This window comes from Aquimarina mytili, assembly GCF_016735115.1.
Taxonomy (GTDB): domain Bacteria; phylum Bacteroidota; class Bacteroidia; order Flavobacteriales; family Flavobacteriaceae; genus Aquimarina; species Aquimarina mytili.
Map to the genome: position 1 here is coordinate 1,095,940 of NZ_JAERQJ010000001.1, position 18,408 is coordinate 1,114,347.

The window sequence follows — 18,408 nt, forward strand, 5'->3', positions numbered from 1 at the left end:
AAAGCGTGACTTTAAAATTATTTAATCATGAAAAAAGTAGTAATTGTTTTAATATTAGCTGTTTTGCCATACGTATCAAATGCACAAAGCTATTTTGATAAATATGAGAATATGAAAGATGTTACCTCTATGGTAATGACTAGTAAAATGTTTAAGCTTTTAAGCAAAATAGATCTGGAAAGCCAGGACGAAGAAACACAGCAATATCTTAATTTGGTAGAGAATATTAACAACATAAAAGTATTTGTAACCGAAAATAAAGAAGTAAGTAATAAAATGCGAGGTGATGTAAGTAGTTATCTTAAAAGTTCTTCTTTAGATGAATTAATGCGAATCAAAAGTGATGATGGCGAGAATATTAAATTCTATATTAAGCCAGGTAATGATGAAGATCATGTAAGAGAATTGTTCATGTATCTGGAAGGGAATGATGAAAAAGATGGTCCGGAAACGGTAATATTAACGATCACAGGTAATATAGACCTTAAGCAAGTATCTAAATTAGCAAACGATCTTAATATTCCTGGAGGGAAAGAGTTGAAAAATGTAAAAAAAGGAAACTAAAAGTATTCCCTTTTTATGATCAGGCTTCTTAGAATCTATACTTCTTAAGAAGCCTGATTTAATAAGTATCAATCAAAAACAATCAAAAAATGAAAAATGTATTTAAAACGTTAAGTCTAATAGGTGTGTTGCTATTGGCGAGTTGTAATGATAATGCTTCGTTGCAACGGTATTTTGTCGACCATCAGGAAGATAATGATTTTATTGCTGTAGATGTACCTTCTAGTCTTTTAGATAAAGAAAGTATTAATCTTGATGAAGAAGAATTAGAGGCATTAGAGAGTATAAAGAAAGTTAACTTTTTAGCCTTACCTCTAAATAGTGATACCGAGACTAAATTTAATGAAGAAAGTGCAGCCATAGCTAAGATTCTTAACTCAGACAAATACGAAACATTAATGCGGTTTGGTACCAACGGTACCAAAGCCGTACTAAAATATCAGGGCGATGACGATGATATCGATGAGGTTATTGTGTTCGCTACAGATCAGAAAAAAGGATTGGCATTAGTACGTGTGTTAGGAGATAATATGAGACCTGAAAAAATGGCAAAACTTATGAAATCTGTAGAGCGTGGTAAAATAGATCTCGAGGCTTTTAAGAAAATAGGAGAAACTATAGACGTACATATAGGCGATTAACAAACAATATAAGTTAATGAAAAAGCCCTGATGTATCTTACATCAGGGCTTTTTTATATTGACAACAAAGTGCACACTAATATATCTTAAATCCCGGTATAATTAGAAGGTGTAATTTGTTTTAATTCAGATTTTATAGCATCAGATACGTCCAAGGTTTCTATAAAACTAGCAATAGATCCTTGATTTATAGTTTCGTTTGTTCGGGTTAAACCTTTTAAAGCTTCATAAGGATTAGGATATCCTTCTCTTCTAAGAATTGTTTGAATGGCTTCAGCAACAACAGCCCAGTTATTTTCTAAATCGCTAGCAAACTTTTCTTCATTCAATAAGAGTTTATTTAACCCTTTAAGTGTGGCCTGGAAAGCTATCAATGTATGCCCGAAAGGAACACCAACATTTCTAAGTACTGTACTATCTGTTAGGTCTCGTTGTAAACGACTCACCGGTAATTTTGCCGAAAGATGCTCAAATAAGGCATTTGCTATTCCTAAATTACCTTCACTATTTTCAAAATCTATAGGATTAACTTTATGAGGCATTGCAGAAGATCCTACTTCGCCCTTCTTAATTTTTTGTTTAAAATAATCCATCGATACATAGGTCCATATATCTCGATCAAGATCTAATAGTATGGTATTGATTCGTTTTAGCCCATCAAACAAAGCCGCCATATGATCATAATGCTCTATTTGCGTAGTAGGGAAAGAATGATGTAATCCCAGTTTTCCTTGAACAAAGTTGGTTCCAAATGCTTTCCAGTCAATATCTGGATATGCAACTTTATGTGCGTTATAGTTTCCTGTTGCTCCTCCAAATTTTGCGGCACTTGGGATATCATTTAATAAATCAAATTGTGCTTCTAAACGGGTAACATATACCTGGATTTCTTTACCTAATCGGGTAGGAGAGGCAGGTTGTCCGTGGGTTCGTGCCAACATCGGTATTGCAGACCACTCACTAACCAAAGATTTTAGTTTATCTTTTAATTCTAAGTATGCAGGGATATACACATCACCAATAGCTTCTTTAATACTTAATGGTATTGCTGTATTGTTTATGTCCTGAGAAGTTAATCCAAAATGAATAAACTCTTTGTACTTCTGTAACCCTAATTGATCAAATTTTTCTTTAATAAAATATTCTACAGCCTTAACATCGTGATTGGTCACCTTTTCTATATTCTTAATGGCCATAGCATCATCACTAGAAAAACTAGTATAAATCTCTCTAAGTTTTGGAAATAAAGAAGTGTCAACTTTTTGTAATTGTGGTAAAGGCAATTCGCATAGCGCAATAAAATATTCAATTTCTACCAGTACACGATACTTGATCAAGGCTTCTTCGCTAAAAAAAGCACTAAGAGCTTGAGTTTTTGATGCATAACGACCATCTATAGGAGAGATGGCTTGCAAAGGAAATATGGACATAATGTTGTGTTTTTTAAAAGCTGCAAAGATAATTCAATTAATTACGAATTACGAAGTACGAGTAAGGATTTTTTAAACCCAAAACTTAAATCCAGTATTCAAAATCCAAAACTCAAAAAAGCTAAAACCAAATCCCAAAAACTTAGAATAAGAAACATGGAGTCAAATTTCAATACACAAACCCAAAAAAATACTGATAACCGATACCCGAAACCTATAAAAGCTTTTTTAATATCATTCTAGATCTGGCTTTATAGGCAGCACTTCCGGAGTTATAATTGTTTTCAAGCGTGATTTTGAGTTCTGGGTGTATCCAATCAAATTCGGTGCCCAATAAATATAACGAAGTCATTGAATAAGCTTTTGGAGCCACTTTCTGATCGGTAATTAACCAATCAAAACAGGTTTCGGTGATTTTTTGTCGATGTATTTTGGATAAAGACTGTCTTACTGCCAAAGACTTTTTTTGATAATAGGCTACAATTAAGTATTCGAATATTTTTGCGATGGGTCGTACTGCCGGGTGTTGATATACTTTTGGAGCCAAAACAGTAAGATCATCCAGATACGGTAAAATAGCTTCTAAGTTATTTTTGCATAAAAATTCAAGACCCCATGAAGCCCGGCAAGAAATTTCATCATCAATTTTGCCACAGATTTTAAGCAAATCAGGAAGCAATTCTGGATTATCCAGGACCAGATTCGCAAAATAATTTCGTTTTTCACGAGAGTGATTTACTGTATTTAATACCTCTTCTAATATAATCATACGACCTTAAAGTGTTGCAGTTTCAAAAATAGCAATAATAATAATTAAGGCTTTAGATCGTTATCTGTTCTGTAACAGATAATTACCAGAGATGGTTGTTGTCATACAAAATCAACCACACAATGCTTACTAAAATTAAAAACTTTTTTATTGTGTTATTGCTTGTTCTAGTGATTTCACAATTCTTACGACCAGAAAAAAATGAGGCAAGCTATGATAGTATTACAGCTTTTGAAGAGGCTACATTAGTTTCTTCAGACGTAAAAACTATCTTAGAAAACAACTGTTATGATTGTCATACCAATAGTACACGATATCCGTTGCATATGGAAGTTAGTCCTGTTTCTCATTGGATGGCCTATCATATCGAAGAAGGAAAAGAACACTTTAATATATCTGAATGGGAATCGTATACCATTGAAGAAAAAGATCATAAACTAGAAGAGTTCATAGAAGAGATAAGGATGATGAAAATGCCGCTAAAACCATATACCTGGATTAATGGAGAACTGTCAAGCCAGGATAGAGAGAAATTAATCAAATGGGCTAAGGAAACCAGAATAAAAATCAAAGAAAAACCCTTAGATTCATTGCCTAAAGCAGAGTCTGATACCATTGTCGTGGATAGTGTAAAGGTAGATAGTATTAAATAGATCACTTGTTAATCCTTGCGCCGGCTGAAACCCGTTGTTATTACTTATAGTGTACTTGCCGAGTAACACCTCAAAAAAGCGTTAATTCAAGTAATTTTCTATAGTGAAACAAAGAAAAATTGTATCAAGAATAGCTTTTTAGAGGTAAAAATCTATTTATGAAAGTCCTGTTAAGTATTCTGTATATACTAAGCTTATAAACTCATCAAGACATCTACTACCTTAGGAACTCCTGTAGTTGCTTTTTCTGCAACGATAGTAAGGTTCTCTTGAGGCGAAATTGCCGGATTTGGATCGATAAAGTATACCGGAGTTTGGTGCGGGGCATATTGAAGCAGTCCTGCAGCAGGGTATACCTGCATTGATGTACCGATAATAAGTAAAACATCGGCTTTTTCGGTAATGGCAATGGCGCTATCCATCATGGGTACCTCTTCACCAAACCATACGATATGTGGGCGTAATTGAGAATTGTGTTCGCAAAAATCACCAAGATGCAAGTCTTGTTTCCAATCCAGGATCAAATCATGATCAAACTGGCTTCTTACTTTTAAAAGCTCTCCATGCAAATGTATAATAGAAGTACTACCTGCTCTTTCGTGCAAATCATCCACATTTTGCGTTATGATAGTTACGTTGTGTTTCTCTTCTAGGGTTACCAAAGAAAGGTGCCCATTATTTGGGTGAACGGTATGTAATTGGCTACGTCTTTTATTATAAAAATCGAGAACCAGTTCTGGATTATTTTCCCAACCGATAGGGGAGGCTACTTCCATAATATCATGACCTTCCCATAAGCCATTGGCATCTCTAAAGGTATTTATTCCGCTCTCTGCACTAATTCCTGCTCCGGTGAGTACAACAATATTTTTCATAAATTTTAAATATTATACCTGTGATACTTTTTAAATTTTGAGGTTAAAATTCGTCAATTCGAGTGCTTCGGCCAAAGGAAGAAGTGTATCGAGAATAGAATTTTATTCGATAATCGAGATTTGAATGCTCCAAGGCTTGCTTCGAAATCTAAATCATCTTTCCATCGAATGCTCAATGGGTTTACCCTTAAGTGGTTTACTTAAAACTCCCAAAATACACCACAGATGGTATTACGTATTTAGAAGTAAATCTATTCAAAATTGTTGAGTAATAACAGTCATTTTTGCGAGTTACTCAACGATTTTACACGATTTTTTCTTAAAAATGAAGTTTTTTTATGAAATCACATACTGATACTTAATTTTGCGCGTTCTAGTCTCTCTGGTTTTTTATCGACGAAAAGTAAAAATACTAGACAAATGAATCTCACACAACATCTTGATCTAGAGTCATTTCCGTATCAATTTTACGGTTTTACCGTATCTAAAAAAATGATAAATAACCTATCTTGTAAGTAGAATAATACAACATTTACTAACCAGCACTAATTTTTTAATTGCCAACCCTATGAAATATCCCTATGTAATAATCGATAATGATCAGAAGATTGCAGATTCTATACAAATTGCTTTAGAAGAACAAACCGACTATATCTGTACAGGAATTGCAAAAGACGAGCAAGACGCATTGGATTTAATTTTAGAGAGAAAGCCCCGATTAGTATTTTTAGAACCAGAGGTTCCTGGTATGCACTGTGATAAGACTCAGTATTCTTTAATGACAGAACTAAACAAGTATATGTCGCAATTACCAGAGTTTATTGTGGTAACAAAAACGTCGGATTATGCTATCGAAGGGATACGCAATCGCGTTATGGATTATATCCTAAAGCCTTTTAATAAGAGTCAGATAACCAGGACGTTAATGAGATTTGAGAAAGACTTTGATCTGGTTGAAGATACTACATTATGCTTTAAATCATATGGAGATTATCGCTTTGTTGATGTTGACGAAGTACTGTATCTAAAAGCCGATAATAATACCACAGATTTTATTATGAGTAATGGTAATAAAGTGGAAGCGTTTAAGACATTAAAACATTTCCAAAATTTATTACCCGATCATTTTGTACGCATTCATAACAGTTATATTATCAATACACATTATGTGTCCAGAATACATTTTGGTAAAGCAAAATGTGCTATAAAAAATACGAATGATATGATTCCATTTTCTAAATCGTATAAAACTAATGTCGAGGAGATTAAAGATAACTTATCTAAGAAAAGTTTGATTAACATTTGATTTAACAAAATTTTATCTAAATATTAACCGATAACTAACCCAATTTGTCGGTTTTTTTATTATCACTTGCGTTATTTCCCACATAAATATTTGTAGGTTTTTTCTTTCTTATTTTTTGCACGTTTAAAATCGATACAATCACCCGTATACTAGGTGCATTTACCTCTATTTGGGGTCAAAGTACTAAACAGACCTTAATATGTTGGGCGCGCGCGAGGTTTTAACATACATTTGTAGTGTACAATTAGAGATACAAATCAAAAAAAAGGACTTGTATTTTTATAAAAATATCGCCTTGCGCAGCGAAAAACCCCAAAGTAAAATTTAAAAAAATTAATTTACCCCATTTAGAGAAGTAATATTCTTTAAAAATTAAACTAAAAATTAACAGTTATGAAAACTATAAAAACTATAAAAACATTATTCGCTATATTATTTTTAAGTACTTTTTTTATCGCCTGTGAAGCAGATTCAGTAAATGAGGAGATTGGGATTGAGATAAATGATGGTATTGAAAAATTGAGTTTGGAAGATGACGAAGGTAGTGTACAGCCAGAGTCTTCTAGCAATTAATAATAAATAAGATATATCAACTAACAATATAAAAGCATATACTATGAAAACTATAAAAACTTTATTCGTTATACTATTTTTTGGCACTATGTTCATTGCTTGTGAAAATGATACTGTAGATGAAGAAATTGGAATAGAAGTGAATGACGATATAAGAGGTGAGGATGATGAGGGTTACGTTAAGCCGGAATAAACAATAGAATTAAATAGAATTAAATATAAAAGAACCTTATTAAGGTTCTTTTATATTTTTTTAATGAAACCAAATTAATTAATTTAGGGTAGAAATAGTATAGTTTTATGATTACCTCTTTTTTTTATAGGCTTGTTATAATTTTTTTAGTCATTACTTTATTTGGATGTAATAACACAGATAAGGTTGTGGATGAAGAGGAGCTAAAATCTAATTTAGTAATATCTCATATTGAGGAGGCGAGGAATACTGAAATTCCTAATGATGAACGAAAGGCAATTTTGGACAAAGCTTATGCGATATGTTCGACACTCAAAAATAGTACTTATAAAAGGGATAAAATTAACGATATTTCTATAGGATATTATACGATAAAAGATTATGAAAGCTATAAAAGGATGAATGAAAAATCTTTGAAGCTAGCTACTTTAATAAGTGATTCTTTGGGTATAGCAAAGTCATATGGAAATTTGGGTATATACTATAGGACTTCGAAAATAGACAGTGCATACTATTTTTTCGATAAAGCTGATCAGATTTACTCAAAAATGCCCGGTAATGAATATAGTCACGGTAAGATATTAATTGATTTAGGACAAATACTTCGAAAGGCTAAGGATTATAGTGAAAGCGAATCTGTAACTATTGAAGCTATAGAGAAATTTGTATCTGCGGATAATGAAAAATATCTGCCAATATGTTACACTAACCTAGGTATATTGGCTAAATTTTTAGAACGTTATGAAGAGGCTGTGAATTATCATTTAAAGGCTATAGAATATACTATTGGAACTAAAGATGAAGTTTCACAAACGTTAAGATCTTTTAATAATATTGGTACCGTTTATAAATCACAAAAAAAATATGATAAAGCTAAAGAATACTACAATAAGGCTTTATCCTATAAAGATTTTTTGAATAAAAGACCAAAGAGGCATGCTTTGTTATTAGATAATCTAGCCTATGTTAATTTTTTGTCTAATGATTTGTTGGACATTCCTGATCTTTTCTATGAGTCTTTAAAAATACGTGATAGTATAAAAGATAGATATGGTATTGCGACCAATACCTTGCATTTAGCAGAATATTATAAATCAAGGGGAGAGGATAGTATTTCAAGGGTTTACGCTTTAGAATCAAGTAAAATGTCCTCAGAATTGCAAAGTAATGAAGAACTATTAAAGGCGTATCAGATATTGTCTGATGTTTCTGATAGTGAAAAAGGTTTAGAGTATGCTAATAGATATATCAAACTGAATGATAGTTTAATAAAGGAAGAACGTTTATTTCGAGATAAATTTGCTCGAATAAAGTTCGAAACCGATGAAATTGCAGAAAAAAACCTTCAAATCAGTCGCGAAAATGAAATTCTGATCATTGCGATATTAGGATTAACGGCTTTGTTTTTATTAGGATATATCATTTTTAGGCAGCAACAAAGCAACAAAGAATTACTATTTGCTCAAACCCAGCAAGAAGCTAATCAAGAGATCTATCGATTACTACTTAATCAACAAATCAAATTAGAAGAAGGCCGACAACTAGAACAGCAACGCATGTCTGAAGAATTGCATGATGGGGTGCTGGGTAGGTTGTTTGGCGTGCGCTTAAGCCTTGATGGTATAAACCAACGTGCTAACGATGGGTTTACCGAGGCCAGAAACAAATATATAGAAGAACTTAAATCTATAGAAAAAGAAATACGATTAATCTCTCATGATTTGGGTACAGAGTCGCTGCCTTCTGATGTAGCCTATATTGATGCTGTAGAGAGTTTGATTAGTGATTTGTGTGATGTAAATAAGATTAATTTCGAATTTAATAATGACGAAAACATCGATTGGGAACATATAGACGATCAAAAAAAGGTAAACTTGTTTAGGATTCTACAAGAATCATTGCAGAATATTTTTAAGCATGCCAATGCAAAAAGTATAAAAATTAATTTCGATTTTATAGAAGATAAAATAAATCTTACTATCTTGGATGATGGAATAGGATTCAAAAGTGAAAAGGTTAAAAAAGGAATTGGTTTAAAGAATATTACCTCCAGGGTTAGTCAGATGAGTGGAGTAGTTCAATTTTTAAGTAATAAAGATTCGGGAACCGTAGTTTCTGTTAGTGTCCCGACTTAAAAAAATTAAACGTATCATTCTAAAGAGTTGTCATAATATTTTGCAGCTAACAAAGTTTACATAGTATGACATTTTATTTTAGAGCTAAAAACAACAAATTTTTGAAATGAAGAAAAAGCTAAAAGTTCTTATGATTGATGATCACCCTATGATCATTGAAGGGTATAAGAATACCTTATTAGGTGAAAATCAAAAAGAATATCAAATCAAGATCGATATCGCATCTAACTGTGACGATGCCTATGATAAAATCTTGAAATCTTCTCAGTCTACTCCTTATGACATGCTTTTTGTAGATATAAAATTACCTCCATCATCAGACGGTACGATTACTTCTGGAGAGGATCTGGCAAAGCATGCAAAAGAACTACTTCCAAAAGCAAAGATCATCATCCTAACCATGCATCGAGAAGATCATAGAATTCATAATATTCTAAAAAATATAAATCCGACTGGCTTTTTGATCAAAAGTGACCTTACCTCTAGTGAGTTGTTATTAGCATTTAATAATATCGTTAAAGGTAAAGCATATTATAGTGCAACGGTAAATGATCACTTCAGAAAAATGATGACCAATAAGTTTTCTTTGGATGAGAAAAACTTAAAGATTTTATATCACCTGTCTAGAGGAGTTAAAACAAAAAATCTTCCTAATTATGTAAGTCTTTCATTAAGTGCAATCGAAAAGAGAAAAAATCAAATAAAGGAAATGTTTTCTATCGCTAAGGCCGATGACCAAAAGCTTTTAGAAGAGGCTCGTAAAAGAGGATTTATATAATCCTTTCACCATAAATTATATTAAAAAGAGGTTGCCATGTAGGTGGCCTTTTTTTGATTATATATAAATATTGATCAGATTGATATTCTTTTTTAAAAAAATGCTCTGTTTTTTTTGAAATCCCAAATAAATACATAAATTTATATTGTTAAAAAAAACTTAACAAAAATAGTGTTTAATAAATAATTTATCCTATCGAGAAAAAAATACTTTAAGACATTTACTTCATATCCACCCCTTACAATATATAGCATGTCTATGTCTATAAAGTGTTTGATGTATTAAGTTATTTATTAAGTAATGGTAGAATATCGTCAAAATTAAATTTTGATTATTGTGCATTTGCCCCTATGCATATCAACTTAACCAATTAACCTTTCTATTATGGTTAATTATAAATACTTAATGATGAGTTACTACTTCTTATTGTCTATGTGTATAGCTTTATTATTTTTAAAGTCTATTCCGATTTCTTCTTATTTACAGAATCACCTTTGTAAATTCTTATTGGCGCATTTGAAACGTAAATCAAATGTTATGGATGAAAAAATTATTGAGTTAGTTACTCAATCATATAACCCATTGTTAAAACATACAGCTATTCCAAAAATATAATGTTTATGAAAAAGATTACTTTTCCTGCTAATCAAAAAACGAGAGTCTTATTATTTTCTGTATTTCTGGTATGCATGATTTTTCAAACTAGAGCACAGGTGGTAACTACATGGGGAAGTTTATCCGGTACAGTACCCGAAAACAATTTTTTAACCAGTAGCTTATCGGCTGTAGGCGACGGAACGACATTTGTGACCGTTGATATTACCAGAACACCGTCGGCAACGGTAGGGGGAGCTGTTAATGCAATCCCACCAGCGCTAACACTAGCCAATAGTTTTAACAACTCCAGAGTTACTGTTGGAGTTTCAGGTAATACATATACCTATACCTTTAGCGAACCGGTATATGTAATCTTGAGTTCACAAGAACATAGTGACTTTGTTAGAACCGAAAACATAAAAATTTCCAGTCCGGATGCCGGTGCTTTATTTTCAGGTAATCTTACCGGGGCTCAAGCGGGTCATTTTATAAACAATAATAATACTTCAGAGATTCATATTGGCTCTAATGCATCGATTACTGCCGCCGGTACTTATTGGACAGTACAAAGTAGTATTGCTGTTACAACGTTATCGGTAGAATATTATGTAACTGATGCAGCAGAAGCCGCTTCAGGAGAACCCTTTACATTAAACCTGGCGCCACTACCTTTTGTTAGACTTGATGATACTAATGCTACAGGAGCAGGAGGGATTAACCTTAATTCAACAGCTTGCGCCACAGGTTGGGAACCCTTGGATAACACCAATACGGGTGCTACTTCAGATTTGGTTGCTCCTCATGGAATTCAATCTATGACAGTAACACTTACAAATCCACAAGATATTGGTCAGGAAGAACTAACTATGAATGGAGGTTTTACTGGTATTTTAGTGTCTGGCAATAATACAACTACTGTAACAATATCTAATGATGGTAATGCAACCGAATCAGAATTTAGATCAGCACTGGATGATATTTTCTACTTAAACAATTTAGTAAATCCAACTATTGGTCCAAATAGATTGATTGACGTACAGATTACCGATATTTACGGAAATACCTCTAATATTGCTACAGCATCATTTCCTATAACCAGAGGCCCCCAGTCAGGAACAACATCAGGTCCTTTAATAATTTTTACTGGCGATGGCCCTACAGATCTATTTACAGGAATGGATGGTACAGAGGACTCGGGAGGAACTTGGGTAGATGTAAGTGCTACAGGAGCATTAACAGGAAGCATAGTTGATGAAGCAACTTTACCTCTGGGCGGTAGTATTTTTAGATATGATGTAACCGGTGCGGCACCGTGTAGTAATGCATCAACCACAGTAGTGGTGATTAAGATGAGTAATACTGAGATTGCATTGACCTCGCCTTCAGCTTGTGGAGAACTGGTTACTACTTATACTAACCCATTAGAATCTGCGAATTCTGATGATCCTATATTTGTATTTGATTCGGGATCAGGAGAATTAGTGTGTCCTGCCGGAGGAGTTGGAACCATTTATGACTGGTATATTTTTAATCCAACCACAAATTCGTATGACCCTTTTGCTTTAGGATCAACACCTACACAAACAGGTTTAGCCGATGGAGGATATTTAGTAGTAAGAAATGATGGAGGTACAGTTGAAGAGGGTAGAGCATGGATCTGGAATTCATCTTTAGTAATGGATGCTGGGCCAGATCAAGTGGCCTGTGCTGGAGATACGGTAAACCTAGCAGGTGCTGGTACCGTTACAAATCCTACTTATACCTATTATGATCCGGTACCTAGGCCATTTCCTATTACAGCGACCACACAAATAACAATAACATTTGATGCTACCCATACCTATGTGTCTGATTTAGGTTTTTTCACTGTAGCTCCAGATGGTACTACTACTGTCACTTTAGGACCAAATCAAGGTAATGCTTGTAATCCTGGTGACGATGTAACTAGTTTGACATTTACTTCAAACACAGTAAATGATATTTTTAATTTTTGTGAGCTACCATTACAAGCACCTTTAACAGGAACTTATGATCAATATTTTGATGGTGTAGGAACCTTTTCCATCGATTGGTCTCCCTTTATCGGTTTTGACGCCAGGCAAGGAGGATGGGCAGTACAGATTTATGATTGTGTACCTGCAGATACAGGATCATTAGATGGTGTTACCATAGTATTTGATGATGGACTGGGTAATGTTGCGACATATACCAGTGGGTCAATATCGGTGCCTATAAATGATAACTCTTGTACACCTGCTTTAGCCTCAATTTATGTGGTACCTTTTACTCCAGCTACACCAGGAGTAGATAATTCAATATCATTATCAGATGGTATAGGTGTTGGTGGAGCAGGAGGATATGAATGGTCTTACAGTACTGCAGGACCTGCAGGACCTTGGTCAGGGTCTTTTGAAAATAATACATTAACACCATCAAGGATCGTTAATGAAACTACATGGTTCAGAATAATAGGAGATAATGGTGTAAGCTGTGCTACGGAAGATGTCGTACAAATTACGGTTACAAACCCACCTAATTCCGGTACAGGTACAGACGAATATGCCTGTGCAGGTGATGCAGTGGTTAATCTAAATGCATTATTATCAGGAGCTGATATTGGAGGTGCATGGAGTGTTTCTGGTACTTCACCTGATAATCCGGGAGGAGATTTTAGCGCCGTAGCCGGTACATATGATCCAACAACAGGAGGAGTGTATATTTTTGATTATACAGTGAATGCAACCGCCCCTTGTACAATAAATGCGGTGACCTCAGTTACAGTATCGGTGCAAGCTGCCCCTAATACAGGGATCAATAATACAATAAATGCAGATGGGGCTTCTGGAGTAATTACATTATTTAATGAACTGTTAGGAACGCCAGAAGTAGGAGGAACATGGAGTTTGGATGTTGCTGGAGATGATCCTGGTGCTAATTTTGACCAAGGATTAGGTACATTAGATAGTTCTGGGCTAGGAGATGGTACTTATATTTTTGAATATACGTTAACAAACTGTACGACTGCCATGTCTACAGTGACTGTTATTTTTAGTGCATTAGATACAGATATGGATGGCGCAGGAGATCTGGCCGATTTAGACGATGATAATGATGGTATTTTAGATACAGCTGAAAATTCTTTAGGAGTTGATCCCTCTGCCGATGCTGATATGGATGGTATTCCAAATTATCAGGATTTTGATGATAACGGTAGTGCTACTGCTCCTGTGTGTACAGATGGAGACCTGAATGGTATTTGTGATGCCTTGGATCCTGTATTTGATTCTGATGGTGATGGGGTGCCCAATCACTTTGATTTAGATAGTGATAATGATGGTATTTATGATGTTGTAGAGACAGGAGGAATAGATACAAATGATGACGGGAGGGCGGATGATGACGATAATAATACCGATAATACAGCCAGTAATGGTGTACCTACTTCTGCAGGAGGAGGAGTTTCTAGTCCTACCGATACAGGAAGCGATGGTAGTTTTGATTTTCTAACTCTAGATAGCGATGGTGATGGGTGTAGTGATGCCAATGAAGCTTATGCAGATATCAATGCCGATGGAGGGGATACAGGAATATATGGCCCTGACCCGGCAACAGTTGATCCGGCTACAGGATTAGTAACTTCTGGTGCACCAGCACCTGCGTATGCAGATCCTGTAGATGGAGATAGTGACTTAACAGATGATTATCAACAAATAGGAGGTCCTGATGCAGATGCCGACGGTATATCTGATGCCTGTGATCCTGTATTCAACGACGTTGATAATGATGGTGTAGGAGATGCTGTTGATCTTGATAATGATAATGATGGTATTCAGGATCTTACAGAATGTTTTGTTGAATATGTTGATTTCACCGGTGCTGTGGTCTCAGGAGCAGCAGGACCAATAGAAACAATTACGGGAATTGATTTTACTTCACTGGATGCTACTGCAGATCTTACTATTACCGAAAGTGGTGGAGACCTGAACGCTTTAAGCGTTGGAGGTCCTTCAGGAGCTTTTAATAACACTGATCATACACCAGCACCAGGAGGAGCAATACAATTTATAAGTGCGGGTGCTAGTAATAGTAATGCATTGGGTAATACTGTCGACTTTGTGTTAGCATTCAATAAACCAGTGTATGATATTATATTTCATTTTAGAGGTGTTGCCCGATCTAATTATCAGTTCACTGGAGCACAACATACTGAAGAATTAGTGTCTTCAAATACAGTAATGACTTATAATTCGGGAACCAGAATATTAGAAAACATTGCTGTTTTACCTCCTGAAGTAGGAGGTAATGGAAGTATCAGAATTAGTGCTTCGGGACCAGCTGGAATTACACAAATAGAATGGTCCTTGATAGATAATACTTCTAATCCAACTGCATCTGGTAATAGCTTACTTACCTTTTCAGCAGATTGTGATTTTGATGGTGATGGTGTGCCAAACAGATTTGATTTAGATGCCGATAATGATGGTGTTTATGATGTAGTAGAAGCTGGTGGAGTAGATTCAAATAATGATGGGCGACATGATGATGATGATAACAATACTGATAATACCGCAACTAATGGAATTCCTTCAGGTACTCCACTTAGTAATGGAATTCCAAATCCAACTGATACTGGTGGTGATGGTTCTAGGGATTATTTAAATTTAGATAGTGATGGTGACGGGTGTAGTGATGCTAATGAAGCTTATGATAATGCCAATGCAGATGGCGGTGATACAGGAGTATTTGGTGTAGATCCTGCAGGAGGTTTTGCTACAATTGTAGATGCAAATGGAGCGGTCATAACTGCATTACCATATGCATCCCCTGCCGATACAAACACTAATACTATGGCGGATTATCAGGAAGTTGGTCCTGATAGCGATAATGACGGGATATCAGATGCCTGTGATTTAGTTTTTAACGATATTGATGGTGATGGTGTAGGAGATGGCAATGATATTGATGATGATGGTGATGGAATTTTAGATACAGTAGAAAACTCTTTAGGTGTAGATCCATCTGCAGATGCTGACAATGACGGTATTCCGAACTACCAGGATTTTGATGATAATGGTAGTGCTACCACTCCTGTGTGTACAGATGGAGACCTTAATGGTATTTGTGATACTTTAGATCCTGTTTTTGATGCTGATGGCGATGGCGTAGCGAATCACTTTGATTTAGATGCTGATAATGATGGTATTCCAGATAATGTAGAGGCACAAACCACAGGTGGATATATTGCACCTATTGCCACAACTCCAGCAGAGTATATTGCTAACAATGGTGTCAATAATGCGTATTTAATGACCAATGGAGGTGGTCCGGGCTTGAATCCTGTTAATACTGATGGTCCTGCAGATACGATTCCAGATTATTTAGATACTGATAGTGATGAAGATACAGTTTTAGATATTGAAGAGAATGGAGATACTGATAATGCTATTGTCGTTTTTGCTGATGCTGATGGCGATGGAATAGATGATCTATTCGATACTATAGATAATACGGTTACCTGGGATGTTAATGACGCAGTAACGACAGGAGATGTTGCTAATTTACAAACGGTGTATGGAGATTTTGATAATGACGCTGCTCCAACACCAGTGCCTTTGGCAAGTGATCTTTCCTTTAGAGATAATTGCCAGATCATTGCTGGTGTGATTGCAGCGGATGAGACGATTTGTGAGGGTGGAGATCCAACAGCCTTTACAGAAACGACTGCAACTAGTATTGATGCTGGTGTTATTACGTACCAATGGCAGAGTAGTACTACCGGAGCTGCAGGACCGTTTACTGATATTGCAGGGGCCACGACAGCTACTTTTGATAGTGGCGTGTTAACTCAAGATACCTGGTTCCAAAGAGTAGATACGAGTACCTTAAATACGATAGCGTGTACAGCAACCACCAATGTGATTGCAGTGACAGTAAATAACATTACAGCAGGAGTGATTGCAGCGGATGAGACGATTTGTGAGGGTGGAGATCCAATAGCCTTTACTGAGACTACTGCTACTGTTGCTGATGGTACCGTTACCTTCCAATGGCAGAGTAGTACTACCGGAGCTGCAGGACCGTTTACTGATATTGCAGGGGCCACGACAGCTACTTTTGATAGTGGCGTGTTAACTCAAGACACTTGGTTCCAAAGAGTAGATACGAGTACGTTAAATACGATAGCATGTACAGCCACGACCAATGTGATTGCAGTGACAGTAAATAACATTACAGCTGGCGTAATTGCAGCGGATGAGACGATTTGTGAAGGTGGAGATCCAATAGCCTTTACCGAGACTACGGCTACTGTTGCTGATGGTACCGTTACCTTCCAATGGCAGAGTAGTACTACTGGAGCTGCAGGACCGTTTACTGATATTGCAGGGGCCACGACAGCCACTTTTGATAGTGGCGTGTTAACTCAAGACACTTGGTTCCAAAGAGTAGATACGAGTACCTTAAATACGATAGCGTGTACAGCCACCACCAACGTGATTGCAGTGACAGTAAATAACATTACAGCAGGAGTAATTGCAGCCGATGAGACGATTTGTGAGGGTGGAGATCCAATAGCTTTTACCGAGACTACGGCTACTGTTGCTGATGGTACGGTGACCTTCCAATGGCAGAGTAGTACGACTGGAGCAGCAGGACCTTTTGCAGATATTGCAGGGGCCACTACAGCTACTTTTGATAGTGGCGTGTTAACTCAAGACACTTGGTTCCAAAGAGTAGATACATCTACCTTAAATACAGTGGCCTGTACGGCAACGACCAATGTAGTTGCAGTGACAGTAAATAACATTACAGCAGGAGTGATTGCAGCCGATGAGACAATCTGTGAGGGTGGTGATCCAATAGCCTTTACCGAGACTACGGCTACCGTTGCTGATGGTACGGTGACCTTCCAATGGCAGAGTAGTACCACTGGAGCAGCAGGACCGTTTACTGATATTGCAGGGGCCACGACAGCCACTTTTGATAGTGGCGTGTTAACTCAAGACACTTGGTTCCAAAGAGTAGATACATCTACCTTAAATACGATAGCGTGTACAGCCACCACCAACGTGATTGCAGTGACAGTAAATAACATTACAGCTGGCGTGATTGCAGCGGATGAGACGATTTGTGAGGGAGGAGATCCAATAGCTTTTACCGAGACCACGGCTACCGTTGCCGATGGTACGGTTACCTTCCAATGGCAGAGTAGTACGACTGGAGCTGCAGGACCGTTTACTGATATTGCAGGAGAGACATTATCAACATACAACAGTCCCGCCTTAACCCAGGATACCTGGTTCCAAAGAGTAGATACGAGTACGTTAAATACGATAGCGTGTACAGCCACGACCAATGTGATTGCAGTGATAGTAAATAACATTACAGCTGGCGTGATTGCAGCGGATGAGACGATTTGTGAGGGTGGAGATCCAATAGCCTTTACTGAGACCACGGCTACTGTTGCTGATGGTACCGTTACCTTCCAATGGCAGAGTAGTACTACTGGAGCTGCAGGACCTTTTGCAGATATTGCAGGGGCCACGACAGCCACTTTTGATAGTGGAGTCTTAACCCAGGATACCTGGTTCCAAAGAGTGGATACGTCTACCTTAAATACGATAGCATGTACAGTCACGACCAACGTGATTGCAGTGACAGTAAATAACATTACAGCTGGCGTGATTGCAGCCGATGAGACGATTTGTGAGGGAGGAGATCCAATAGCTTTTACTGAGACCACGGCTACTGTTGCCGATGGTACGGTGACCTTCCAATGGCAGAGTAGTACCACTGGAGCAGCAGGACCGTTTACTGATATTGCAGGGGCCACGACAGCCACTTTTGATAGTGGCGTGTTAACTCAAGACACTTGGTTCCAAAGAGTAGATACATC

General features: G+C 36.4%; 11 protein-coding genes and 1 pseudogene. 9 read left to right on the forward strand and 3 right to left on the reverse strand.

Translation table 11 applies throughout. The annotated features are described in order from the left end of the window. The first annotated feature begins 27 nt into the window (after positions 1-27). Complete coding sequence (locus JJQ60_RS04685) at positions 28-564, forward strand: DUF4252 domain-containing protein (RefSeq protein ID WP_201917116.1); 537 nt, start codon at positions 28-30, stop codon at positions 562-564. Between the two features lie 89 nt (positions 565-653). Further along, complete coding sequence (locus JJQ60_RS04690; RefSeq protein ID WP_201917118.1) at positions 654-1,205, forward strand: DUF4252 domain-containing protein; 552 nt, start codon at positions 654-656, stop codon at positions 1,203-1,205. Between the two features lie 86 nt (positions 1,206-1,291). Here JJQ60_RS04690 and purB read toward each other — a convergent pair whose 3' ends face one another. After that, the gene (gene purB / locus JJQ60_RS04695; protein WP_201917120.1) at positions 1,292-2,635 is read right to left on the reverse strand and encodes an adenylosuccinate lyase; all 1,344 of its coding nucleotides are present in this window, start codon (positions 2,633-2,635) and stop codon (positions 1,292-1,294) included. A 214-nt stretch (positions 2,636-2,849) separates the two neighbouring features. After that, the gene (locus tag JJQ60_RS04700; RefSeq protein WP_201917122.1) at positions 2,850-3,404 is read right to left on the reverse strand and encodes an adenylosuccinate lyase; all 555 of its coding nucleotides are present in this window, start codon (positions 3,402-3,404) and stop codon (positions 2,850-2,852) included. Between the two features lie 122 nt (positions 3,405-3,526). On the opposite strand from JJQ60_RS04700, the gene JJQ60_RS04705 reads away from it, so the two are divergent. Next, entirely contained in the window at positions 3,527-4,057 is a 531-nt protein-coding gene (locus JJQ60_RS04705; RefSeq protein WP_201917124.1) for a heme-binding domain-containing protein, read from the forward strand. A 194-nt stretch (positions 4,058-4,251) separates the two neighbouring features. On the opposite strand, the gene JJQ60_RS04710 is transcribed toward JJQ60_RS04705, so the two are convergent. Next, a complete protein-coding gene (locus JJQ60_RS04710) occupies positions 4,252-4,932 on the reverse strand; it encodes an SIR2 family NAD-dependent protein deacylase (protein ID WP_201917126.1) in 681 nt (226 codons plus the stop codon). 568 nt (positions 4,933-5,500) lie between these two features. Between JJQ60_RS04710 and JJQ60_RS04715 the strand changes: the two genes are divergently transcribed. The 6 genes and pseudogenes from JJQ60_RS04715 to JJQ60_RS04740 all read left to right on the forward strand — a co-directional run. Continuing rightward, entirely contained in the window at positions 5,501-6,238 is a 738-nt protein-coding gene (locus tag JJQ60_RS04715) for a LytR/AlgR family response regulator transcription factor (RefSeq protein ID WP_201917128.1), read from the forward strand. Positions 6,239-6,631: 393 nt separating this feature from the next. Then, a complete protein-coding gene (locus tag JJQ60_RS04720; RefSeq protein ID WP_201917130.1) occupies positions 6,632-6,811 on the forward strand; it encodes a hypothetical protein in 180 nt (59 codons plus the stop codon). A gap of 43 nt (positions 6,812-6,854) precedes the next feature. Next, on the forward strand, positions 6,855-7,004 hold the full coding sequence (locus JJQ60_RS04725; protein ID WP_201917132.1) for a hypothetical protein: 150 nt from the start codon (positions 6,855-6,857) through the stop codon (positions 7,002-7,004). A 107-nt stretch (positions 7,005-7,111) separates the two neighbouring features. Next, a complete protein-coding gene (locus tag JJQ60_RS04730; protein ID WP_201917134.1) occupies positions 7,112-9,139 on the forward strand; it encodes a tetratricopeptide repeat-containing sensor histidine kinase in 2,028 nt (675 codons plus the stop codon). Positions 9,140-9,245: 106 nt separating this feature from the next. Continuing rightward, entirely contained in the window at positions 9,246-9,917 is a 672-nt protein-coding gene (locus tag JJQ60_RS04735; protein WP_201917136.1) for a response regulator, read from the forward strand. A gap of 620 nt (positions 9,918-10,537) precedes the next feature. Beyond that, positions 10,538-18,408: pseudogene (locus JJQ60_RS04740) on the forward strand (thrombospondin type 3 repeat-containing protein); the annotation flags it as partial.